Source organism: Buchnera aphidicola (Sitobion avenae), from assembly GCF_005082585.1.
In the GTDB taxonomy this organism is placed as follows: domain Bacteria; phylum Pseudomonadota; class Gammaproteobacteria; order Enterobacterales; family Enterobacteriaceae; genus Buchnera; species Buchnera aphidicola_Z.
This window is the reverse complement of sequence record NZ_CP034855.1, coordinates 466,122-490,402: the sequence shown is the minus strand read 5'-3', so window position 1 is coordinate 490,402 and position 24,281 is coordinate 466,122. Positions and strand designations below refer to the sequence as shown.

Sequence of the window (24,281 nt, the reverse complement as noted above, 5' to 3'; positions counted from 1 at the left end):
TAACTTGTATATTTACAATATTTTTTATTTTTTCTTGTACAAATGTACATCTAGTTGAGGATAAGGGATATTAATATTATTTTTGTCTAATGCTTTTTTGAATTTAGCCATTAAGTCCCAATATACCGCATTTAAATCATGGTTTTTGCTCCAACAACGTACTGTAAAATTTAAAGAAGATGGGGCTAATTCACTAAGACCAACAATAATATCTTTATCTTTAATTACTCTTTCTTCTTTTTCTATCACTGCGCGTAATACCTTTATTACTAAATCAATGTCGCTATTATAAGCAACAGTTATGGTAAATTCATTACGACGTGTGGTTTCTCTTGAATAATTTATAATATTGCCAGAAATAATTTTATTATTAGGAACTACTACAATTTTTCCATCTAACGTACGAAGTGTTGTATAAAAAATATGAATGTTTAATACAGTTCCTGAAACATTTCCTAAATCAACATATTCTCCAGTTTTTAATGGTCTTAGTGTTACTAATAAGACGCCGGCCGCAAAATTAGATAAAGATCCTTGCAAAGCCAAACCTATTGCCATACCAGCAGCTCCTAATATAGCAATTACCGATGTTGTTTGTACTCCAATACGGCCTAATGAAGCAATTAATGTAAACGTAATAATAATATATCGCATTAATGCAGAAAGAAAACCAGCAATAGTGGGATCAATATTACGAGTAATTAATATTTGATTGACTCCATTTGATATAATTTTAGATATAAACATTCCAGCAGATAAAATAATAACAGCAGATGTTAGACTTACTATATATCCAAGCAATAATTCTTGATTACGTATCAACCAATTGCCTGCATGATTGATATCATTCACTACACTTAATTCATCCATTATTATCTCTGTATGTTTTTTGGTAATTAATATCATATAATATGATTTATTTTAATACATATTATGTACTTTGATAAAGTAGTTTTTCGGAGAATATTTTTATTTATTCCCCGGTATAAAAATAAAATTTTTAAAAGGATTTTATAAAATGTTAAAAGAGTTTAATTCCTTAAATGATTTCTCTAGTCTAATTGACATAGATTCTTGTGATTTTCTTATCCATGTTCTTGGATCATAATATTTTTTATTAGGTTTGTTTTTATCGATTTTATTTCCTAACTGATTCTGTAAAAATTCTTTATTTGTTTTATAAAATTTTAAAATACCTTTCCATGCTGCCCATTGTATATCAGTATCAATATTCATCTTAACAATTCCATATTCTATAGATTCTTTAATTTCTTCTAAATTTGAACCTGATCCTCCATGAAATACTAAATTTAATGGATTTTTTTTTAAATTATGTTTAGTACTTACAAATGTTTGTGAATCTTTTAAAATAATAGGTCTAAGATCAACATTTCCAGTTTGATAAACACCATGTATATTACCAAATGAAGCAGCAATGCTAAAATTTTTGCTAATTTTTTGCAGTTCTTCATAAGCATAATTCACATCTTCAGGTTGTGTATAGAGTAATTTTTTATCTAATTTAGTATTATCCACACCATCTTCTTCTCCTCCTGTACATCCTAATTCTATTTCTAACATCATATTAATAGATTGCATTTTTTTTAAATATTTTTTGCAAATCGAAATGTTTTCCTGCAAACTTTCTTTTGATAAATCAATCATGTGAGAAGTGAAAAGGGGTCTTTTATGATTTAAGTAGTAGTTCTTTCCTATTTCTAATAGTCCATCAATCCATGGCAGGGTTTCTTTAGGACAATGATCAGTATGTAGTATGACTGGGACCTTATAATATTTTGCCATTAAATGCACATGTTGAGCACCAGATATAGAACCCTTAATTGCGTGTTCTTGATCTATTGCAAACTTATTTTTATAACCTGCAATAAAAGAAGCACCTCCATGAGAAAATTGTATAATAACTGGAGATTTTACTTTAGCAGCAGTTTCTAAAACTATGTTAATAGAATCAGTTCCTATGCAATTTACAGCTGGTATGGCGAATTGTTTTTTTTTAGCTAATTCAAATATTATTTGAGTTTCATCGCCATTCATAACTCCAGGTTTAACAATACTTAAAATATTCAATTTTTTTCCTTGTAATTAAATGAGTTCAAAAATTAATTGTTTAATTTATTGCTTTTTAAAATTTTCTTCTAGCATATATATTCCAGGTAGTTTTTTTCCTTCTATAAATTCTAAAAAAGCCCCTCCTCCAGTTGAAATATAAGATATATTATTTTTAATATTAAACATATCAATCACAGATAATGTATCTCCTCCTCCTGCAATAGAAAAGGCGTCGCTTTGTGCAATTGTTTTTGCAATTATTTCGGTGCCTTTCCTAAAATTTGGAAATTCAAATACTCCAACTGGTCCATTCCAAATAATTGTTTGAGATTTTTTAAGAATATTAACAACATTGTTAATACTTTGATCGCCTAAATCCATAATTTCTTCATCTTCCGTAATATTATCAGGTAATTTAACTACAGATTTTTCATTTTTACAAAAATTTTTTCCTACACGAGAATCAATTGGTATGACAATATTATATTTATCACGTAATTTTTTAGCTTCAGATACAAAATCTGATTCATACAATGATTTTCCTATCTTGTAATCAATAGCTAAAAAAGTGTTTGCTATACCTCCACCAACTATTATTGTATCTGCAATTTTAGATAGATTGTGTAATACATTAAATTTAGTTGATACTTTTGCTCCTCCAACTATAGCTACCATTGGACGTTTTGGTTTTTTTAATGCTTTTTTTAAAGCATTAATTTCCTTTGTTAACAGAAGTCCAGCACATGCTATTTTAACAAATTTTCCAATACCATATGTAGATGATTGCATTCTGTGCGCACTTCCAAATGCATCCATTACAAATATATCGCAAAGATTAGAATATTTTTTAGATAGTTCATCACTGTTGTTTGATTCTCCTTTATTAAAACGAGTATTTTCTAAAATTACAATTTCTCCTGAATTAACTTTAACATCATCTAAAAAATTATTAGAAAAATGTATTTTAATATTTTTTAATTTTTCCTTAAAATATTCAAATATAGGAAATAAAGAATATTTTTCCGTGTAACATCCTTCTTTAGGTCTTCCTAAATGAGACATAATAATTACTTTTGCATTTTTTTGAATAGCTAACTCAATAGTAGGTAGAGCAGCTAATATTCTAGCATCAGATTGAATAATTCCATTTTTTATAGGAACGTTTAAATCACTTCTTATTAAAACTCTTTTTCCTGTTATATCTATTTCGGTTATTTTTTTTATATTCACAATATAATACCTTGTTCACTATTTTTTTAAAAAACTTATTTTAACCTGTTATTTTATTAATAACAGGTTCTTAAATAAATAATATATTTTTAGTTTTTAAACCATGTTCTTATCCCATCAAGAAACATTTGAGTAGAAAGCATGATTAAGACTAAACCCATAAGACGTTCTAGAGCATTAACACCCTTTGAACCAAATAATTTCAAAAACAAACCAGATGATAACAATATTATAACGGTAAAACACCATGCAATTAATAATGATCCAATTAAATAAGATATATGATGTAAGTATTGATGTGACAGTAACATCAATGTTGCTAATAAAGAGGGTCCAGCAACTAAAGGAATAGCTAAAGGAACTAAAAAAGGTTCTTCATATGAAGAAACTTCATTACTCTTACTATCTTCAGAAGGAAAAATCATTTTAATAGCAATTAAAAACAAGATAATGCCTCCAGATATTGAGACAGTTTCAGTTTTTAAATTTAGAATGATAAGTATTTTTTCCCCAACAAATAAGAATAATAGCATAATAATTAATGCTATAATCATTTCCCGTATAACTACAATTCTTCGTCGTTTTTCTTCTAGGTGTTTTAGTATTGTCATGAATATTGGAAGATTTCCCAAAGGATCCATAATTAGAATTAGTAATATCGTTGTAGAGATAATTTCAGTCATTTTAATCTATTGTATCCTTTTAAAGTTATACTTTTTTTATACTTAATTTTTTAGTATAAAATTATGATGTTATAGTATATTTAAAATTAAAATAGAATTTTCTATTTTAATATTTCTATATAGAGTTCTTATGTCTTTAAAGAGTATATATTTTTCTTACATAAAATTTATAATTATTTAATTAATATTTTTACTGATTATTTTTAGGAGGCGGGAAAGTTTTTACTTTAACTGTATTTATTATCAATATTGATAAAAATAATTTTTAATGTAAATAACTCCCTGTATTTATTAATGATGAAACTTGTAGGTTTAGTTGGTTGGCGTGGAATGGTCGGATCAGTTTTATTAAAACGAATGCAAGAAGAAAATGATTTTTTAAAAATTAAACCTGTCTTTTTTTCAACATCTCAATCTGGTCAATACGTTTCTATTTTAAATGATATATCACATAATGTTTTAGAGGATGCTTATAATTTTGACATGTTAAAAGATATGGATATTATCATTACATGCCAAGGAGGTGTTTATACTGAAAAAGTTTATCCAAAATTACGAAAAAATGGTTGGAAAGGTTATTGGATAGATGCAGCTTCGAATTTAAGAATGAATTCCGATTCTATAATTGTATTAGATCCAGTTAACTACGATTCTATAGAACATTCTATCTATAAAGGAATTAAAACTTTTGTAGGAGGTAACTGTACTGTCAGTTTAATGTTAATGTCTTTAGGTGGGTTGTTTGAAAAAGAATTAATTGAATGGATTAATATATCTACTTATCAAGCTGCATCAGGTGCAGGTGCACGTCATATGATAGAATTATTAAATCAAATGGGAACCTTGTATAATGCTGTTTCAAAAGATTTATTTAACGATTCTCTTTCGGTGTTAAATATCGAACATAAAGTCACCGAAATATCTCGTAGTATTAATTTTCCTGTAAAAAATTTTTCTGTACCGTTAGCAGGCAGCTTAATACCCTGGATTGATTCAGAAATGAGCAATGGTCAAAGTCGAGAAGAATGGAAAGGTCAAGCTGAAACTAATAAAATTTTAGGTGCTAACAATCATGTTTTAATTGACGGTATATGTGTGCGAATAGGGGCGCTTCGTTGTCATAGTCAATCATTTTTTATTAAATTAAAAAAAGATCTTTCTTTGGAAAGAATTGAAGAAATCATTATAAATCATAATCATTGGGTAGATGTTATTCCAAATAATACACGAGATACATTATTAAAATTAACTCCATCTGCAGTAACTAATACATTAAAAATACCAATAGGTCGTTTAAGAAAATTAAATATAGGTAAAAAATATTTATCTGCTTTCACTGTTGGGGATCAACTCTTATGGGGTGCAGCAGAACCTTTAAGAAGAATGTTAAACATATTAATTAATTTATAATATGTTTTTACTGCTATTATAATAATATAAATTTTTTAATATATACACAATATTTTAATATATATGTATTAATAATAGATATATATTAAATTTAAAAGTGTATATATTAAATGTTTAATAATCATGAAAAACATTTTTTTATTATTTGAAAAGTTACAGTCCTTTTTTTAGTAAATAACGATAAGGTTTAACTTTTATGTCGTGTTTTAATAATTGATGTTCCATAAAATAACAAAAATTTGGAATGTCTCTTTTAGTTGTGGGATCATCTGATACAATTAATATTGTTTCATTGTTTTTCATATTACGCATTGTCTTTCTAATTAACATAATTGGTTCTGGACACCGAAGTCCAATTACATTTAAAATAATTTTTTTTTTCATTGGTTTTCTTAAAGACGTTTAATTTTATTCTTTTAAAAAATAGCACAAAACTATGAATGGTAAAATTAATCCTTATGGTATAACTTTTTTGATAAAATATAATTATTAATAATAGATGGTAAAAGTAGATTAGAACTTTTACCTATAGAGTAATTATTTCTTATTGTAGTGGAAGAAATATTAATAAGAGGTATATTCGAAAAAAAAATAAAACCAGATGATTTTTGATGCAGGAAATTTACATTGTACGTAATATTAGAATTAATCCATTGTTCTAATTCATGATGATATTTTTTTTTATGTTTTCTAGGACAAATCAATAAGTGAGAGTATAATAATATTTTTTTCCAGTCCTTCCAAAGATATATTTTTTGCAAGTTATCTTCTCCTATGATAAAACACAAAGGTCTTAAAAAACTTATTTCTTTTCTAATTTTTTTTAATGTATCTATGGTGTAAAAGAGTTTATTTTTTTTTGCTTCCAGGTAACTTATTTGAAATAAAGGATTATCATGAATAGCAAGTTTAATCATTTTTATTTTATCTATTATAGATGTTTGAGTTCTTTCTCGATGAGGAGGATAATTATTTGGCAAAAATATTATTTTTTCTATGGAGAGTTCTTTTGCTAATTTTTTAGCTAAATAAATATGACCATAATGAATTGGATCAAAATTTCCACCAAAAATTGCATGTAATTTTTTCATTTTTTATGTCTAAATATATGAAATGTTAATTGCATAATATTAAAGTTAATTCTTGTAGTTGATTCCAAACATCATTATTATATTTTTTTTTGATATTTATTTCTATTTTTACAAGAATTTGAATTGCTTTTAATAAGTTAATACAGTTAATTTTTTTTAAAGCATTCATAAAATGTTTATCTCTTAAACTGCTAATATTATATTCCTCTGAAAATGTGTTCATATTTATTTTTGTTTCGCGTTTCATATGAATTAATTTATATAAATCTTTTTGTAAAGAACGGACTAAAACAAGAGGATTATATTTTCTTTTCAAAAAAATGTTTAATATATAAATAGATTTTTCTCTTTGATTTTCAAATATAGAATTAATCCAACATAATTCAGAAAACTCAAAAAAGTCAATAATAATTTTTTTTAATTTTGCTCTTGTAATAGGAGTATCAGGCCATGTTATTGAAATTATATCCAAAACATTATATATAAATAAAGTATTACCTTTATAATGTTTGCATAATAAAGATAATGCCTTTTCTTCCATATTTATATTTTTTTCTTTAATTTCATATTGAATCCAATTAATAAAAGATAAATTATATGGTGTAAAACAGGAAACTATACTATTATAGTGACAGTTTAGAAATTTATTTAACAACTTATTTCTTTGTACAAAATAAGATAAATGATTAAATTTTAAAATTATTAATATATCTGAATCAAACAAAAAAAATATTTTATAAACTTTTTCAATTAAAAAATTATTTAATTTTTTAATAAGAAAGTTGATTATTAAAGTGGTTTTTTTAAAAAATAAATTTTTAGTTTTGTACAATAAAACAATCTTGTTCCAATCCTTATCTTTTTCTATATCAATTATAACTTTCTCTAAAAATCCTTTTTTATATGAAAAATTCAATATCAAGTTTTGATTTCTTTCTAGCAAGCAAAAATCTTCTCCTAAAAGGATATAAAAAGGATGCAATTTTTTTATTAATTTTTTTTTTAGTTCATTTGGATTGGTAGTTTTCATATAATAAATGGCACTATTCTTATAAATATATTAATATTTTATATTACAAAATTGATTATTTTATTTGGAATATATATTATTTTTTTTATATTAATATTATTTAAATATTTTTTGATTTTTGGTTCATTTTGCACGTATAAAAATATTTCTTCTTTAGTTAAATTATTAGATACTTTTATAGTACATCGTGTTTTTCCATTAATTTGAGCAATAATTATACTATATTTTTTTAATAAAATATCTTCTTTAAAGACAGGCCATTTTTGATTTTCAATAGAGATATTTTCATCAAAATAGTTCCAAACAAAAAAACAAAAATGAGGTATGAATGGATAGAGCATTTTAATTATACAAATCAAGGATTCGCGCATAATAGATTTGTCTTGTTCATCTTTCATTGAAGCTTTTATTAATTTATTTACTAATTCCATGATTGCAGAAATAGCAGTATTAAACGTTTGTCGACGACCTATATCATCAGAAACTTTTGCAATAGTTTTATGTAATTGATATTGTAATTCAGATTGCTGATAATTTAATATGTTAATATTTGTTTCTTTGTGTGTCTTTTGTACATGAATATAATTAAATATTAGTGTCCAAAGTTTTTTTAAAAAACGATAAATTCCTTTTACTCCAGATTCTTTCCATTCCAATGAAGATTCTACAGGAGCAGCAAACATAATGAATAAACGAATTGTATCAGCTCCATAACGTTGAATTATTAATTCTGGTTCAATTCCATTGTTTTTTGATTTAGACATTTTAATCATTCCTGCGTAAACGAGTTCTTTCCCTTCTTTAGTATATGATTTAACAATTTCTCCTTTTGAATTGCGTGTTATTAATATTGATGACGAATGAAACCAATTTTTTTGACAGTTGCTGTCAATTTCATAAAAAGCTTCAGAAAGAACCATTCCTTGACATAATAATTTTTTTACTGGTTCATCGAAATCAACTAATTTAAAATCACGTAATAATTTATGATAAAATCGAAAATACATTAAATGCATTATTGCATGTTCTATTCCTCCAATATATTGATCAACAGGAAGCCAATATTTTGATGATATTAAATCAACCATACCAGTGTTAAAATTAGGACAAGTATATCTTACATAGTACCAAGATGATTCCATAAATGTGTCGAAAGTATCTGTTTCTCTAGTAGCACTTTTATTATTAATAAAAATTTGAGCCCATTTTGAATTAGAACTAATGGGTTTTAGTGATGAGTCAATATTCTTCCTAATTTTTGGTAAAACTACAGGTAATTGATTTTTTGGTATTGCTATAATTTTCCCATTTCTTAATTTAGCCATTGGAATAGGTGTTCCCCAATAGCGTTGTCTTGATACGCACCAATCCTGTAGTTTATAATGAATCTTTTCTTTTAATATTTTTTTTTGATATAGTATTTTTTTTATTTTTTTTGTGCTTTCTTGAAAATTTAACCCGTTAAATTCTTTAGAATTAACTAATATTCCTTTTATATCTATAAAAGACGTATATGAATTTAACTCTTGATTGTCAGGATTTAGTACAACATATTTAATTTTTAAATTATTTTTGATTGCAAAATTCCAATCATTTTCATTGTGTCCAGGAATTGATAAAACTGCATTCGTTCCATATTCTTTTAAAGTAATATTGGAAATCCAAATTGGTATTTTTTTTTCTGTGATTGGATGAAGGACAAAAATATTTGTATTAATTCCTGTATATTTAACTTTTTTAAGTTCTTCTGGTGATACACATTCGTTTTCTTTTATAAATTTTTTAATTATTTTATTATTTTTAGATAAATTTAGAGATAATTTATGACAGGTAGATATTGAAACATATGTCACACCCATTATAAGATCTAATCTATTCGTAAATGCTTTTAACTTTTCAGATGTATTAAAAATTTTTAAAGTTATTTGAAATCCTTTTATTCGTCCAATCCAATTTCGTTGCATGTTCTTTACATTTTCAGGCCAGCAAGTTAATTTTTTTAAATCTTGATATAAAGATTCAGCATAATTTCTTATTTTTATAAACCATTGTGGAATTTTTTTTATTGTTATTTTATTTTGACATCTCCAGCAGCAACCATCAATAACTTGTTCATTTGCTAAAACTGTTTTATCATAAACACACCAATTAACTAAACTGTTTTTTTTATATACTAGTTTTTTTTTATATAATTCAGTAAAAAACCATTGTTCCCAATGAAAATATTCTGGATTGCAAGTGGTTATTTCACGACTCCAATCATAGCTAAAACCCAGTGATTGAAGTTGTTTTTTCATGTATTTTATATTTTTTTTAGTCCATGAGGAAGGAGTCGTATTATTCTTTATAGATGCATCTTCAGCAGGTAAACCAAAAGCATCCCAGCCCATTGGTTGCAAGACGTTTTTTCCTAGCATTCTTTGATATCGAGCAATAACGTCACTAATAGTATAATTCCTAACATGACCCATATGTAATTTTCCAGAAGGATATGGAAGCATAGGAAGACAATAATATTTTTCTTTTTTCAAATCTTCTTTTACTTCAAAGGTTTTATTTTTCTTCCAGTATTTCTGTACATAAAGTTCTATTTTGCTTGGTAAATATTCTTTTTCCATTTTTGTCTCTACAAAAATATTTGAGAAATATAATGTTTTTAAATTGCAATTTAAAATAATCTTATTTTTTCTAAATCTTAAAAAATAGTTTTATTGAACTTCCATAAGAACAGGTATCTTATTTTCTGGAACAGTTACATGTATTTGTATAACTTTTCTACTGTCTGCTACAGAAATTTTAAAAGAATAACCATCAATTTTTATACTTTCACCACGACTTGGTAAATGGCCAAATTCTTTCATAACTAATCCTCCTATAGTATCTACTTCTTCATCACTAAAATTAGTATTAAAGGTTTCATTAAATTCTTTTATTTCTGTAAGTGCTCTAATAGAAAAAGTGCATTTTTGAAGTTTTCTAATATTTAATGTTTCCTCATCATCATATTCATCTTCGATTTCTCCAACGATTAATTCAAGTATATCTTCTATAGTAACTAAACCAGATACAGCTCCAAATTCATCTATAACTATAGCCATATGATTTCTTTTCGAGCGAAATTCTTTTAACATTCTATCTACATATTTACTCTCTGGAACTACCACAGCTGGTCGTAATATATTTTTTATGCAAAAAATATTTTTAGAACTTTTCATAAAGGGTAATAAATCTTTAGCAATTAAAAATCCTTCAACATAATTGTTATCACTGCTCATAACTGGAAAACGCGAATGCGCCGATTCAATAATAACATCAAGACATTCATTTAAATCATAATTTAATTTTAATGTAATCATTTGTGTTCTAGGAATCATGATTTCTTTAATTCTTTTTTTGACGATATGCATAACTCCTTCTAACATATCGCAAGTATCTTGATCAATTAGTTCGTTTTGTTCTGAATCGCGAATTAATGCTAATAGTTCTTCTCTATTTTTCGGTTCATCATGAAAAATTTGATTTAATAAAATAGAAAAAAATCCTTTCCTATTTATTTTATCACAGTTTTGTGAATGCTTATCACTCATAGTATTAAATTGTCTTTTTTAAAATATGTTCTACTATTCTATGGTAGAAATGCCTGAGTTAAAATATTTTTTATAGAAGATTAAAATTTTTTTAAAAGATGTGGTTTTTTATATTTTAAAGATAGCATTACTTTATTTTCAATTTTTTCCATGATATTTGCTTCTTTATTATTTTTATGATCGTATCCTAATAAATGCAGTGTTCCATGTATTGTTATATGAGCCCAATGTGATTCCAATGATTTTTTGTACTTAAGGGATTCTTTTTCAATTATATTTTTACATAAGATTAAATCTCCTAACAATTTATGATTCACTTTAATAAATTTATTAAAAGGAAATGATAAGATATTTGTTGCTTGATTTTTTTTTCTATAGATAAAATTTAATTTTTTAATTTCTAATTCATCTACAATACGGATTGTGATTATATTGATGTTTTTTTTTTATATAAAATTTTTTGTATCCATTTTTTAAAATGTATTTTTTTTGGTATTCTTTTTGTATTTTTAGAACAGATTTGAAGATTTATAATAATATTTTTCATATATCTGAATGGAATTATTTTTGAAGTAATTCGCCTTTTAATGAGTGTGTATGTACTTTTTTAATTTTTACATTAACAAATTGTCCAATTGTGTTAGGGGAACCTTTAAAAGTAACAATTCTATTGTTTTCTGTTCGACCATATAATTCCATGATATTTTTATCTGATACGCCTTCTACTAAAATAGATTGTATAGTCCCGAACATTTTTCTACTCCATAACATAGTTTGTATATTTATACGATCTTGCAAAATATACAAACGTTTTTTTTTCTCTTCTAAATCAACATCGTCTTTCATTTTAGAAGCAGGTGTTCCAGGCCTTTTAGAATATATAAAGCTGAAACTCATATCAAAATTTATATTTTTTATAAAAAGCATTGTTTGTTGAAAGTCTATTTCAGATTCTCCAGGAAAACCAACAATAAAATCAGAACTAATTTGAATATTAGGTCTAGCAATAATTAACTTGTTAACAATAGATTTATAATCTTCTATTGTATATGAGCGTTTCATTAAATTAAGAATTTTATTTGAACCACTTTGTACAGGAAGATGCAAGAAACTAACTAGTTTTGGTGTATCTTTATATACATCGATAATATCATCAGTAAATTCACGTGGATTACTTGTAGTAAAACGAATTCTATCAATACCATCTATTTCTGCAACTAATCGTATTAATTCTGAAAAATAACAAATTTTTCTGTTAAAAGTAGATCCTTTATATGCGTTAACATTTTGTCCTAATAAGTTAATTTCTCTTACTCCTTGTTTTGCTAAAATAGATATTTCAAATAAAATATCATCACATGGACGACTAATTTCACGCCCTCTTGTATATGGAACTATGCAAAATGAACAATATTTATTACATCCTTCCATAATCGAAATATTTGCCGTATATCCTTTTTTTTTAGATTCTAGTGAATATTTAAATTTTTCTAATTTAGGGAAACTAATATCAATAGATAATTTGCGACTTGTTTCTACTTCAGAAATCATTTGTGGTAACTTGTGCAAAGTTTGAGTTCCAAATATAATATCTACATAATTTGCTCTTTTGAAAATTTCTTTACCTTCTTGAGTTGCTACGCAGCCTCCTACGGCAATAATAACACTTGGGTTATTATTTTTTATTTTTTTCCATCTTCCGAGCTGATGAAAAACTTTTTCTTGAGCTTTTTCTCTAATTGAACAGGTATTTAATATTAAAATATCAGATTTTTCTGCTGATTCTGTAAGTGAATATTTCTTTGTTTTTTGCAATATCGTGGTAATCATAGATGAATCATATTCATTCATTTGACAACCCCAAGTTTTTATATATATTTTTTTCATATGTTTTAAAATCAATCCAGTTTAATTGATAAAAAATTATTTCTAGTAAAAGTACGTTTATTTTTTTATACAGATATTTTTCCTTTAATAGGAGGATAAGGATAATACCCAAGAATTTTAAAATCTTGAAAAGAATATTGAAATAATGAATGAGGTTTTTTGAGAATTATTAATTCCGGGAGTTTTCGAGGTGTTCTAAGTATTTGTTTTTTTGCTAATTCAATATGATTATTATACAAATGAACATCACCTCCTGTCCATAAAAATTCTCCTGGTTTTAAGTTGCATTGTTGAGCTATCATATGTATAAGTATTGAGTAACTAGCTATATTAAAAGGCAGTCCAAGAAACACATCACAAGAACGTTGGTATAGTTGACAACTTAATGTGTTTTTGAATACGTAAAATTGAAAAAGAACATGGCAGGGAGGTAATTTCATTTTATCAATATCTCCAACATTCCAACTAGACACTAATATTCTACGGGAATCAGGATTGTCTTTTAACTGTATTAATACATTTTTTATTTGATCAATTACATTACCTTCTGGTGTATTCCAACTTCTCCATTGTTTTCCATATATTGGACCAACATTTCCAAATTCATCAGCCCAATTATCCCAAATCGATATTTTATTTTTATTGAGATAACTAATATTAGTATCTCCTTTTAAAAACCATAAAAGTTCATAAATGATAGATGGAATATGACATTTTTTAGTTGTAAGAAGTGGAAAACCTTTTTGTAAGTTAAACTTCATATTATAACCAAAAATAGATAATGTGCCTGTTCCTGTACGATCTTTTTTTTGATTGCCTATTTTAATTATTTTTTTTATTAATTTAATATATTGTTTCATAATTCCTCATGATTTATTTTTTTTTATAGAAGATATATAAAGAATAATTAATCCAGAAAAAATCATTGGAATAGATAATATTTGTCCCATAGTAATTATATTTTCTAATAGTCCTATTTGAGGATCTGGTTCTCTAAAAAATTCTACAAATATTCTAAATACTCCATAGAAAATTAAAAATAAACCGCTTGTACAACCAATTGGTCTATTTTTTTTTGAGAAAAAATACAATATAAAAAACAACACAAGACCTTCCAAAAAAAATTCATATAATTGCGAAGGATGACGTGGTAGTGCTCCATATTTTTCAAATAGTAGTTTTAATTGAGGATGTTTTTTTATTGTTTCTAAATCTTGATATTGAGAATTAGGAAAAATCATCGCATATGAAAAGCTTGGTGATACACGACCCCATAGTTCACTATTAATAAAATTACCTAATCTTCCAGCACCTAATCCAAATGGTATTAATGGAGCGATAAAATCAGATATTTCTAATATTTTTTTTTTATATTTTAGAGAAAAATATGTCATTACAATTACAGCACCTATTAATCCTCCATGAAATGACATTCCTCCCTCCCATACATAAAATATACGTAATATATTTTGAGAAAAGTATGTAAAATTGTAAAATATAATATATCCTATTCTTCCTCCAATACATGAGCCTAAAAAAACAGCATATAATAAAGTTTCTACTTTTTTTTCATACCATTTTTTTTTATTTTTAATACTACATCTTTTTCCATACCAAATTGCAAATAAAAAACTAATAATATACATAAAACCATACCAACGAGCAGATATAGAACCAAAAGTAAAAATTATAGGATTTAATTTAGGAAAAAAGATGTACATTTTTTAGATGATATCCTTAATTAAAGAAAATATTTTTTTATTTTAGTAAATTATTAAAAAAATATTATTTTTCTAAACTTAACAATTCTTCAATTGTTTGACGTCTTCGAATAATAATAGAACTGTTATTTTTTAGTAATATTTCTGGAATAAGTGGTCTTGTATTATAATTAGATGACATTGAAGCACCATAAGCTCCTGTATCATGAAAAATTAAATAGTCTCCTATTTTTATAATCGGCAATTTTCTGGTTTGGACGGTTCCACCTTCTTTTTGTGTAAAAATATCTCCTGATTCACATAAAGGACCTGCAACAACAGTATCAATTATTTCTTTTTCGTTAAGAATTCTATTATCTCCAGTAATAACGGATATATGATGGTAACTGCCATACATAGTTGGTCTCATTAAATCATTAAATCCAACATCTACTAAAACAAAATATTTATCGCCCATTTTTTTTGTAGCCCATACTCTTGAAATTAAAACTCCTGATTCTGCAACAAGAAATCTTCCAGGTTCAATTTCTAATTGAATTTTTTTTCCTAAAAATTTAGAAATTTTTTTTCTTGCTAGATCCCATAAAGAAAAGTATTTATTGATATCAATAGGTTCATCATTGAACTTATAGGGTATAGGCAAACCTCCGCCAACAGAAATAGATGATATTTTTTGATTCAATTGAAAAGCATATTGAATCATAGATTGACAAACTTTCTTTAAATGTAAATAGTTAACTCCTGAACCTATATGCATATGTAAACCTATTAATTTTAATTGATATTTTTTTATAATTGGGATTGCCATTTCTGGCTCCCAAATACCATGTTTGCTGTTTTCTCCTCCAGTATTAGTTTTTTTACTATGTCCATATCCAAATTTTGGATTAATTCTTAACCAAACATGGTGTCCTGGTGAAATTTTCCCTAATTGTTCTAACATGTCCAAAGAGCCGGCATTGACTGGTATTTTAAAATTAACTACTTTACATAAAGTTTCTTGATCTAAAATATCTGCAGTAAAAATTATTTCATTTGTGTTTGGTTTGAATCCAGATAATAAAGCTCTTTCAATTTCACCTAATGAAACAGCGTCTATTTTTAGATTTTCGTTTTTCATTAAGCGTAATATATTAATATTTGAACAAGATTTTTGAGCAAATCTAATAATGTCAAACATTTTTAATAATTTGATTTTATTGTAAATAATTTCAGCGTCGTAAATCCAAAATGGAGGTTGATATTTTTGTATTAAATTTTTAATTGTGTTTTCATTGAGATTGTTTTCAGTGTTATTTAAAAGACTTGGCATTTTATATCTCATTAAATTTTAAAAATATTTTTTTTTATATATCTTTTAAAATGCAAATTATTAATTAATAAAATTATTTTTTAAAAGAACGAAGTGTCGGAAATAAAATTACATCACGAATACTAATTTGATTAGTCAGTATCATGATTAAACGATCTATTCCAATTCCAAATCCTGACGTTGGTGGTAAACCATATTTTAATGCTTCTATATAATCTTGATCATAAAATATGTTTTTATTTTCTTCTTTATTTGCTTTTTTGATTTGATTTAAAAAACGTATTTTCTGATCTTCTACATCATTTAGTTCTGAAAATCCATTTCCTATTTCGTATCCAGCAATAAACAGTTCGAATCTATCAGTTGTATCTGGATTTATATCATTACGTCTTGCTAATGGAGAAACTTCTACTGGGTATTGCGTTATGAAAGTTGGTTGAATTAATTTTTTTTCTACTGTTTTTTCAAATATTTTAGTTTCTATCTCACCACTTCCCCATTTTTTTTCTATTTTTATACCTATAGATTGTGCAAATTTTTTGGTTTTATTAAAATCATTTAAATCAGATAGAGTGATATTTGAATTAAATTTAAGAATAGCATTTTTCATAGTTAATCTATGAAATGGTTTGCTAAAATCAAATTCATTTTGATGGAATATGATTTTCTTACTTTTAAAGTGTGATTCGATAATTTTTTTAAAAATATTTTCTATTAGAACCATTATATCTTCATAGTTAGAGTATGCAATATATGCTTCCATCATAGTAAATTCTGGATTATGACGAGCAGATACTCCTTCATTACGAAAATTTCTATTAAGTTCGAAAATACGTTCAAAACCACCAATAATTAATTTTTTTAAATATAATTCAGGAGCAATTCTTAAATACATTTTATCGTTAATTTCATTATGGTAAGTAATAAAGGGACGCGCATTTGCTCCTCCAGGAATATTTTGTAACATTGGAGTTTCTACTTCTAAAAAATTATTATGTATCATGAAATTTCGAATTGTCGTAATAATATTAGAACGCTTTTTAAAAATATCATATAATTTATTATTGCTAATTAGATCTAAATATCTTTTTCGATAACGTGTTTCTTGATTAGATAAACCATGGAACTTGTCTGGTAAAGGTTTTAATGATTTATTAAGTATATCTATATTTTTACAATGAATAGACAACTCTCCCGTTTTGGTTTTAAATAATACACCAATTACACCTAAAATATCCCCAAGATCCCATTGTTTAAAATGAGAATTATAAAAATCAGATGATATTTGTTTTTCATTTATATAAATTTGTATTTTTCCTTCCATATCTTGTAGCGTAAAAAACGCAGCTTTTCCCATAATACGTCTTTGTATCATACGGCCAGCGACAGCAACTTCAATATTTAATACTTTAAGTTCAATATTATCTTTTGTTTGATATTTTCGAAGAATGTTTTTTGATGTCGTATTTTTTTTAAAATTATTTGGAAAAGAAAATCCTTTTTTTTTCATATCAATAAGTTTTTTTTCTCTTCTTTGAATTTCATTATTAGAAACATTATTTTCGTCATTATTATTATTTTTTACTTCTAACATCTGTATTCCTTATAATCCCATGATTAAACTTTGTTCAATAAAATCATCTAAATCCCCATCTAAAACAGATTGAATATGATTTTTTTCAACGCCAGTACGAAGATCTTTAATTTTTGAATTATCTAAGATGTATGAACGTATTTGATTTCCCCAGGTGATATCTGATTTATTTTTTTCCAATTCTCGTTTTTGCTCATTTTTTTTTCTTATTTGTATTTCATATAGTTTTGATTTCATTTGTTTTATTGCTTGTTCTTTATTCTTATGTTGAGAACGATTATTTTGACATTGAGTAACAATATTTGTAGGTAAATGAGTAATACGTACAGCTGATTCTGTTCGATTTACATGTTGACCTCCAGCTCCAGATGCTCTGTATACATCAATTCTTAGATCAGAATAATTGATATTTATACGAATTTTATCATCTACATCTGGATATATAAAAACTGAACTGAAAGAAGTATGACGTCTTTTCCCAGAATCAAAAGGGCTTTTTCTAATTAAACGATGTATACCTGTTTCTGTTCTTAGCCATCCAAAAGCGTAATCTCCGATTACTTTAATAGTAGAGGATTTAATTCCAACTATGTCTCCAACAGATTCGTGGATAACTTCTGTCTCAAATCCTTTTTTATCAGTCCATCTCAAGTACATTCTAAGTAACATTTTAGACCAGTCTTGTGCTTCTATTCCACCTGAACCAGATTGTATATCAATATAGCAATTACAGTTGTCATATTTTTTTGAAAACATACGATAAAATTCAAGTTTCTTGATTTTTTTTTCTATTTTTTGCATTTCTATCAAAGAATCTTTTAATATTGTATTATCTTCTGTTTCTGTTGCTAACTCTAAAAAAATAATTACTTCTTTTATATTTTGTTCGATTTCATTAATATTTTGAATTATAGAATTTAATAAATATTTTTCTTTATTAAGTTTTTTAATAGATGTTTGTTCCTCCCATATTTTAGGTGATGATAATTCTAAATTAATTTCTGCAAGCCGTATTTTTTTCTCATTATAGTCAAAGATACCTCTTGAGATCTTTTATACGTTTTTTAAGATTTTTTATTTGATTAATTATTGTGTTTGTTTCTAACATAATTTTACATTTCTTCTCTTAATTTAATTAAATTTGAAAAATTTTTAAATTTTTTTGTATACTTTAATAATATTTAAAAAATACATTTTTTATTATATCTATTTAATTCAATAGATACATTTATTTTGATTTTATATAATTTGCATTAAATGTATTATTAGGAAATAAAAATAATGCCATCATTTGTATCGTTACAAAATGTTGTTTATCCCTCACATGAATTATCATTAACTATGATATTACTTGAAGAATGGTCTTTAATTTATGTAGAAGGTCTAGATAGTAAAACATATCTTCAAAATCAATTAACTATTGATATGAATTTTTTACTTGAAACGCATCATGCACTTTGTGCACATTGTAATATTAATGGAAAAGTATGGAGTACTTTGCGTTTATTTCATTATGAAAAAGGTTATGGTTATATTCAAAGAAAAAGTGTTTCTGAAATTCAAATGAGAGAAATGCATAAGTATTCTATTTTTTCAAAAATAAAATTTCATGAATTACATGATATTTGTTTAATAGGAATTGTAGGATCAGATGCTCGAGCATTTTTATCAAATTTTTTTATTGATATTCCAAGCGAAAATTGTCCAGTAATGCATGAAGAAAATACGACTATATTATGGTATTCAGATCCATCTGAACGATTTTTATTAGTTTTATCTTTTGCAGATTTTTTAATTTTTAAAAAAAAAATTAATAAAAAAATATTTTTTAATAATAGCAAGCAATGGTTATTGTTAGATATTGAAGCCGGATTTCCTATTATTGATAAAACATGTTCTAAAAGATTCACACCACAAGCAATTAATTTAGATAAGCTTAAAGCTATAAGCTTTAAAAAAGGATGTTATTATGGACAAGAAACAATAGCGCGAATATTTTTTAAAAAAACAAATAAATATTATTTATGTTATTTGATCAGTAAAGGGAATATTTTTCCTGAAATAGGTTCATTTATTGAAACACAAATAGATGGTCAATGGTCTAAAATTGGCGTTTTGTTATCTATTGTTCATGTTAAATTTGAAGAAATTTATATTCAAGTAGTTTTATATAAATCTATAAATATAAATAATTTATTTAGAATATGTGGATTCAGAAATATCTTTTTCATAAAAAAATAGATAATAGTAATTATTTTTTATTTATATTTTGTTTTTTTAAAACAGGATTTATTTTTTTTATAAAGAAAAATATTTATTTTTTATAAAATTTTAGCCAAAACTATTTTTTAATATATTATGTCTCAAGGTATTCTTTTTATTATTTCAGCTCCAAGTGGAACAGGAAAATCAAGTTTAATTGAAGGATTATTAAAGTCAAAAACTTTATATAACATTCAAGTATCTATTTCTCATACTACGAGAATTATACGACCTGGTGAATTACACGGGAAACATTATCATTTTGTATCAAAAAAAGAATTTCAAATTATGGTTAAAAAAAAATCTTTTTTAGAACATGCAAAAGTTTTCAGTAATTATTATGGAACTTCACGTCAATCTATCGAAGAAATGTTATTTTCTGGAACTGATGTTTTTCTTGATATTGATTGGCAAGGAGCTAAACAAATTAAATGTAAAATGCCAGAATCAAAAAGTATTTTTTTATTACCACCATCTAAAGATGTATTATATAAAAGATTGAGAGAAAGAGGTCAAGATAGTGATTTAGTTATTGCGCATAGAATGGAAAAAGCAGTAGATGAAATGCAGCATTATTCAGAATATGATTATCTCATAATTAATGATGATTTTAAAAAAGCAGTAAATGATTTAATAACCATTATTACTGCTGAACATTTGTGTTTATTTCATCAAAAAAATAAGTACAACTTATTAATTTCTAATTTGTTAAAACGCTAATTTAAGAGAATATTGAATAATGTAAAAATATTTTATATAATTCTATTGAATAAATAGAATTATATAATTAAAAAAATAATATTGAGTGTTTTTTGTTTGTCTTATTTTAAATCAATTTTTTTACGATTAGCTCTTTTTCTTTCGTTTTCTTTTAAATAGGTTTTGCGTAATCTTATAGAATTAGGTGTAACTTCTACCAATTCGTCATCATTAATAAATCCTAGTGCTTCTTCTAATGTCATATTAATGGATGTTGTTAAAACTATTGCTTCATCTGTCCCAGAAGCTCTCATATTAGTTAATTTTTTTCCAGTTAAGCAATTCACTGTTAAATCATTAGAACGATTATGAAGTCCTATTATTTGTCCTTCATATACTTGAGCGCCATGTCCTATAAATAATTTTCCTCTTTCTTGCAGATTAAATAAAGCAAATCCAACTGCCATTCCTGTACTATTAGATATTAAAACTCCATTTTTTCTCTGTCCAATGTTATTATCTTGAATATTATCATAGTGACTGAAAGATGAATAATAAAGTCCTGTTCCAGAAGTTATACTCATAAATTCTGTACGAAAACCGATTAATACTCTGCTAGATAATATGTATTCAAGTCTAACTCTGCCTTTCGAATCAGGAATTATATTTTTTAGATCACCTTTTCTTGCGCCTATAAACTGCATAACGCTGCCTTGATTTTTTTCTTCGATATCTAAAATTACATTTTCAAATGGTTCTTTTTTAACGCCATTAATTTCGCGAAAAATAATTTTTGGACGAGAAACTTCTAACTCGAATCCTTCACGACGCATATTTTCAATTAAAATTGATAAATGTAATTCACCACGTCCAGAAACAGAGAAAATATTTGCATCTTTTGTTTCTTTTATTTGTAAAGCTACATTGTGCATAGTTTCTTTTTCTAGTCTTTCTAAAATTTGGCGAGATGTGACATACTTTCCCTCTTTTCCTGAAAAAGGCGAAGTATTTACTGAAAAAAACATGTTTACTGTAGGTTCATCTATACTTAATACTGGTAAAGATTGTAAATTATCTGGATGACAAATTGTATCAGAAATTTTTAATTGATTAAGACCTGAAATAGCGATTATATCACCAGCATATCCTTGATTGATCTCCATTCTTTTTAATCCAAAATAATTTAAAACTTTATTAATTTTCCCATTACGTTTTTCTCCAAAACTATTAATAACAGTTACTTGATCATTAGGTTTTATAGATCCTTGTTTAATGCGACCTACCCCGATTACTCCTAGATAATTATTATAATCAAGTTGTGAAATTTGCATCTGAAATTTTTGATTAGGATTAACAGTAGGAGCAGGAGCATATTTAATAATAGCTTCATATAGTGAAATCATATTTTTTTGCATGTTTAGATAATCTGTTCCTGAAGTTCCAAGCACAGCAGACGTGTAAATAATAGGGAAATCAAGCTGTTGATCATTTGCATCAAGGTTAACAAAAAGATCAAAAACTTGATCTACCACCCAATCAGGACGAGAATTAATTCTATCAATTTTATTAATAACAACTATAGGATTTAAACCATATTTAAATGCTTTTTTAGTAACAAATCGTGTTTGCGGCATTGGCCCATCTAAGGCGTCTACTACTAAAAGCACTGAATCTACCATAGACATTACACGTTCTACTTCACCACCAAAATCGGCATGACCAGGAGTATCTACTATGTTTATTTTATAATTCTTCCATTTTATAGAAGTATTTTTAGATAAAATTGTAATACCTCGTTCTTTTTCTAAATCATTAGAATCCATAATTCTTTCAGTTTTTTCTTCATGTTTTTCAAATGTACCTGATTGTTGTAAAAGTTTGTCAAGTAATGTAGTTTTTCCATGATCAACATGTGCTATAATTGCAATATTTCTTATACTCTTATGCATTTTTCTTCCTTTAAAATAATAAATAGATGTATTCGAGACTAGTTTTAGATAGAATAACAAGACGAGATTCATTTTTGAGGAAATAACGTGTATATATTACATGTTACAAACATGTATAAAAAAATACTTTTTTTATAAAAAAGATTTTTTTAATAATTCTTTGATAATTTTAAAAAATAGGATTAATTTTTGAACTCATTAAATTATAATAAAACACATTTTTTAAAAAGTTATGCAAAAATAACTGATATAGAAATTCAAGACGGTGTTGAAATTGCATTCGTTGGTTATTCTAATTCTGGAAAATCTAGTGCTATTAATACATTAACAAATCAAAAAAAATTGGCTCGTTTTAGCAAAACTCCTGGTAGAACTCAATTAATTAATTTTTTTGAAGTAGTTTCTGGTTTAAGAATAGTTGACTTACCTGGATACGGTTATACTAAAGCACCCTTGTTGATTAGAGAAAAATGGCAAAAAACAATATATAATTATTTAGAAAAACGAGATCAAGTAAAAATTTTTGTATGTCTGATGGATATTAGATATCCATTGAAAAAACTTGATCAAAAAATAATCACTATAGCCTCATATAAAAAAGTTTTTCTCTTGGTCCTTTTGACTAAATGCGATAAAATGAAAATCAGACAACAAAATGTTCAAGTCAATATGGTATCTGAAAAATTAAATATGTATTTAGTTTTTTTTAAAGTCATATTGTTTTCATCGTACAAAAAAATTGGTGTTCAAAAATTCAAATCAATTCTAGATCAATGGTATAATGAATATATTATTTTAAATAAATAATGATATCTACATAATAACAAATATTCATTAAAAACTTGAAATATACTTATGAAAAACACGAAATGTCTTTTTAGAACAATATTTTTTTATGATCATTTCATTTAAATTTACATCAATAGAAATATTTAATTTTATTTTTGCTAATTCATATGAAAGAAAAGCTGTTTTTTTATTATTTTTTAGCTCAATTGCAATATTTTTGGCATTGCGTAATGGCAAGAATTGTATTTTTTCAATATTATTATAAATATTTTTAATATTAGAAAAGTTATTTAATAAAAATAACGCAGTTTTTATGCCAATTTTTGGAATTCCTGGGATATTGTCAGAGACATCTCCCACCAAAGCCAACAAATCAATGAATTCCTTAGGTGCAATACCATATTTTTCTTTTATTACTTCTGGTGTTATAATACGATTATCTTTTTTATTGAATATATTAATATTTTTGGTAACAAGTTGAAGCATGTCTTTATCATGACTTATAATTAATATTTTTTCTCCTATATTTTCTAATTTATACGCTAAACTACCAATAATATCATCTGCTTCTATTCCTGGAATAGTTAAAACTTTAATACCAATTTTTTTCAGTATTCTAAAAAGAGGTTGAATTTGCATACATAGTGCATTAGGCATCGGCATTCTATTGTTTTTATATTCCTTAAATAGTTTTTTTCTAAATGTTTTTTGAGATGAATCAAATACAATAATGAATTTTTCAGAGTGTTTATATTTTTTAAAGATATTATCGATCATTTTTAACATGCCATATATTGCGCCACATGATTGTCCTGAAGTATGTTGAAATTCACGGAATCCATAATAAGATGAATATAAATATAAACTTCCATCTATTATAATAACAGGGTGATTTTTTATTTCATTCATTTTTTTTATTTCATTCATTTTTTTTATTTCATTCATTTTTTTATTAAAATCGATTTAT

General features: G+C 25.4%; 22 protein-coding genes. 4 read left to right on the top strand and 18 right to left on the bottom strand.

From position 1 onward, the window contains the following. Nucleotides 1-24: 24 nt before the first annotated feature. The 4 genes from mscS to D9V77_RS02245 all read right to left on the bottom strand — a co-directional run bounded on the left by mscS (nucleotide 25) and on the right by D9V77_RS02245 (nucleotide 3,983). The gene (mscS, locus tag D9V77_RS02260; RefSeq protein ID WP_158338675.1) at nucleotides 25-870 is read right to left on the bottom strand and encodes a small-conductance mechanosensitive channel MscS; all 846 of its coding nucleotides are present in this window, start codon (nucleotides 868-870) and stop codon (nucleotides 25-27) included. A gap of 141 nt (nucleotides 871-1,011) precedes the next feature. After that, complete coding sequence (gene fbaA / locus D9V77_RS02255) at nucleotides 1,012-2,088, bottom strand: class II fructose-bisphosphate aldolase (protein ID WP_158338673.1); 1,077 nt, start codon at nucleotides 2,086-2,088, stop codon at nucleotides 1,012-1,014. A 45-nt stretch (nucleotides 2,089-2,133) separates the two neighbouring features. Next, nucleotides 2,134-3,300, bottom strand: coding sequence for a phosphoglycerate kinase (locus D9V77_RS02250; protein WP_158338671.1), 1,167 nt, complete (start codon nucleotides 3,298-3,300; stop codon nucleotides 2,134-2,136). Between the two features lie 89 nt (nucleotides 3,301-3,389). Further along, complete coding sequence (locus tag D9V77_RS02245; protein ID WP_158338669.1) at nucleotides 3,390-3,983, bottom strand: YhgN family NAAT transporter; 594 nt, start codon at nucleotides 3,981-3,983, stop codon at nucleotides 3,390-3,392. A 297-nt stretch (nucleotides 3,984-4,280) separates the two neighbouring features. On the opposite strand from D9V77_RS02245, the gene asd reads away from it, so the two are divergent. After that, on the top strand, nucleotides 4,281-5,393 hold the full coding sequence (gene asd, locus D9V77_RS02240) for an aspartate-semialdehyde dehydrogenase (RefSeq protein WP_187307863.1): 1,113 nt from the start codon (nucleotides 4,281-4,283) through the stop codon (nucleotides 5,391-5,393). 153 nt (nucleotides 5,394-5,546) lie between these two features. Here asd and tusA read toward each other — a convergent pair whose 3' ends face one another. From tusA to prfB, 12 genes are all read right to left on the bottom strand, one after another. Next, a complete protein-coding gene (gene tusA / locus D9V77_RS02235; RefSeq protein ID WP_158338665.1) occupies nucleotides 5,547-5,777 on the bottom strand; it encodes a sulfurtransferase TusA in 231 nt (76 codons plus the stop codon). Nucleotides 5,778-5,842: 65 nt separating this feature from the next. Next, nucleotides 5,843-6,484 (bottom strand): nicotinate-nucleotide adenylyltransferase, encoded by a 642-nt coding sequence (gene nadD / locus D9V77_RS02230; RefSeq protein WP_158338663.1) that lies wholly within the window; start codon nucleotides 6,482-6,484, stop codon nucleotides 5,843-5,845. Nucleotides 6,485-6,509: 25 nt separating this feature from the next. After that, complete coding sequence (gene holA / locus D9V77_RS02225; protein ID WP_158338661.1) at nucleotides 6,510-7,514, bottom strand: DNA polymerase III subunit delta; 1,005 nt, start codon at nucleotides 7,512-7,514, stop codon at nucleotides 6,510-6,512. A 38-nt stretch (nucleotides 7,515-7,552) separates the two neighbouring features. Then, nucleotides 7,553-10,132, bottom strand: coding sequence for a leucine--tRNA ligase (leuS, locus tag D9V77_RS02220; protein WP_158338659.1), 2,580 nt, complete (start codon nucleotides 10,130-10,132; stop codon nucleotides 7,553-7,555). 90 nt (nucleotides 10,133-10,222) lie between these two features. After that, nucleotides 10,223-11,101: a CNNM family magnesium/cobalt transport protein CorC gene (gene corC / locus D9V77_RS02215; RefSeq protein WP_158338657.1), complete on the bottom strand. Its 879-nt coding sequence runs from the start codon at nucleotides 11,099-11,101 to the stop codon at nucleotides 10,223-10,225. Nucleotides 11,102-11,181: 80 nt separating this feature from the next. Then, a complete protein-coding gene (gene ybeY / locus D9V77_RS02210) occupies nucleotides 11,182-11,481 on the bottom strand; it encodes an rRNA maturation RNase YbeY (protein WP_261979301.1) in 300 nt (99 codons plus the stop codon). A gap of 181 nt (nucleotides 11,482-11,662) precedes the next feature. Beyond that, on the bottom strand, nucleotides 11,663-12,988 hold the full coding sequence (gene miaB, locus D9V77_RS02205) for a tRNA (N6-isopentenyl adenosine(37)-C2)-methylthiotransferase MiaB (protein ID WP_158338653.1): 1,326 nt from the start codon (nucleotides 12,986-12,988) through the stop codon (nucleotides 11,663-11,665). Nucleotides 12,989-13,053: 65 nt separating this feature from the next. Next, nucleotides 13,054-13,848 carry a thymidylate synthase gene (thyA, locus tag D9V77_RS02200; protein WP_158338651.1) on the bottom strand — a complete coding sequence of 265 codons (795 nt, stop codon included), beginning with the start codon at nucleotides 13,846-13,848 and terminating at the stop codon, nucleotides 13,054-13,056. Between the two features lie 6 nt (nucleotides 13,849-13,854). Continuing rightward, nucleotides 13,855-14,709 carry a prolipoprotein diacylglyceryl transferase gene (lgt, locus tag D9V77_RS02195; protein WP_158338649.1) on the bottom strand — a complete coding sequence of 285 codons (855 nt, stop codon included), beginning with the start codon at nucleotides 14,707-14,709 and terminating at the stop codon, nucleotides 13,855-13,857. Between the two features lie 64 nt (nucleotides 14,710-14,773). Further along, nucleotides 14,774-16,021: a diaminopimelate decarboxylase gene (gene lysA, locus D9V77_RS02190; protein ID WP_158338647.1), complete on the bottom strand. Its 1,248-nt coding sequence runs from the start codon at nucleotides 16,019-16,021 to the stop codon at nucleotides 14,774-14,776. A 73-nt stretch (nucleotides 16,022-16,094) separates the two neighbouring features. Further along, nucleotides 16,095-17,615, bottom strand: a complete 1,521-nt coding sequence (gene lysS, locus D9V77_RS02185; protein WP_158338645.1) for a lysine--tRNA ligase — start codon at nucleotides 17,613-17,615, stop codon at nucleotides 16,095-16,097. A 9-nt stretch (nucleotides 17,616-17,624) separates the two neighbouring features. Then, nucleotides 17,625-18,723 (bottom strand): peptide chain release factor 2 gene (gene prfB, locus D9V77_RS02180; RefSeq protein WP_158338643.1). Its coding sequence is split into 2 segments (ribosomal slippage): nucleotides 17,625-18,647 and nucleotides 18,649-18,723, totalling 1,098 coding nucleotides; the frame shifts between segments, so codons are not numbered across the junction. 173 nt (nucleotides 18,724-18,896) lie between these two features. Here prfB and ygfZ point away from each other — a divergent pair. Together ygfZ and gmk are read left to right on the top strand one after the other, a co-directional pair. Further along, on the top strand, nucleotides 18,897-19,856 hold the full coding sequence (gene ygfZ / locus D9V77_RS02175) for a tRNA-modifying protein YgfZ (protein ID WP_158338641.1): 960 nt from the start codon (nucleotides 18,897-18,899) through the stop codon (nucleotides 19,854-19,856). Nucleotides 19,857-19,973: 117 nt separating this feature from the next. Then, nucleotides 19,974-20,597: a guanylate kinase gene (gmk, locus tag D9V77_RS02170; RefSeq protein ID WP_158338639.1), complete on the top strand. Its 624-nt coding sequence runs from the start codon at nucleotides 19,974-19,976 to the stop codon at nucleotides 20,595-20,597. A 101-nt stretch (nucleotides 20,598-20,698) separates the two neighbouring features. Here gmk and typA read toward each other — a convergent pair whose 3' ends face one another. After that, nucleotides 20,699-22,525 carry a translational GTPase TypA gene (typA, locus tag D9V77_RS02165; RefSeq protein WP_158338637.1) on the bottom strand — a complete coding sequence of 609 codons (1,827 nt, stop codon included), beginning with the start codon at nucleotides 22,523-22,525 and terminating at the stop codon, nucleotides 20,699-20,701. Between the two features lie 189 nt (nucleotides 22,526-22,714). Here typA and yihA point away from each other — a divergent pair, with 189 nt between their 5' ends. Next, nucleotides 22,715-23,332, top strand: a complete 618-nt coding sequence (gene yihA, locus D9V77_RS02160) for a ribosome biogenesis GTP-binding protein YihA/YsxC (protein WP_158338635.1) — start codon at nucleotides 22,715-22,717, stop codon at nucleotides 23,330-23,332. A gap of 27 nt (nucleotides 23,333-23,359) precedes the next feature. On the opposite strand, the gene D9V77_RS02155 is transcribed toward yihA, so the two are convergent. After that, entirely contained in the window at nucleotides 23,360-24,223 is an 864-nt protein-coding gene (locus D9V77_RS02155) for a 5'-3' exonuclease (RefSeq protein WP_158338978.1), read from the bottom strand. Nucleotides 24,224-24,281 lie beyond the last annotated feature (58 nt).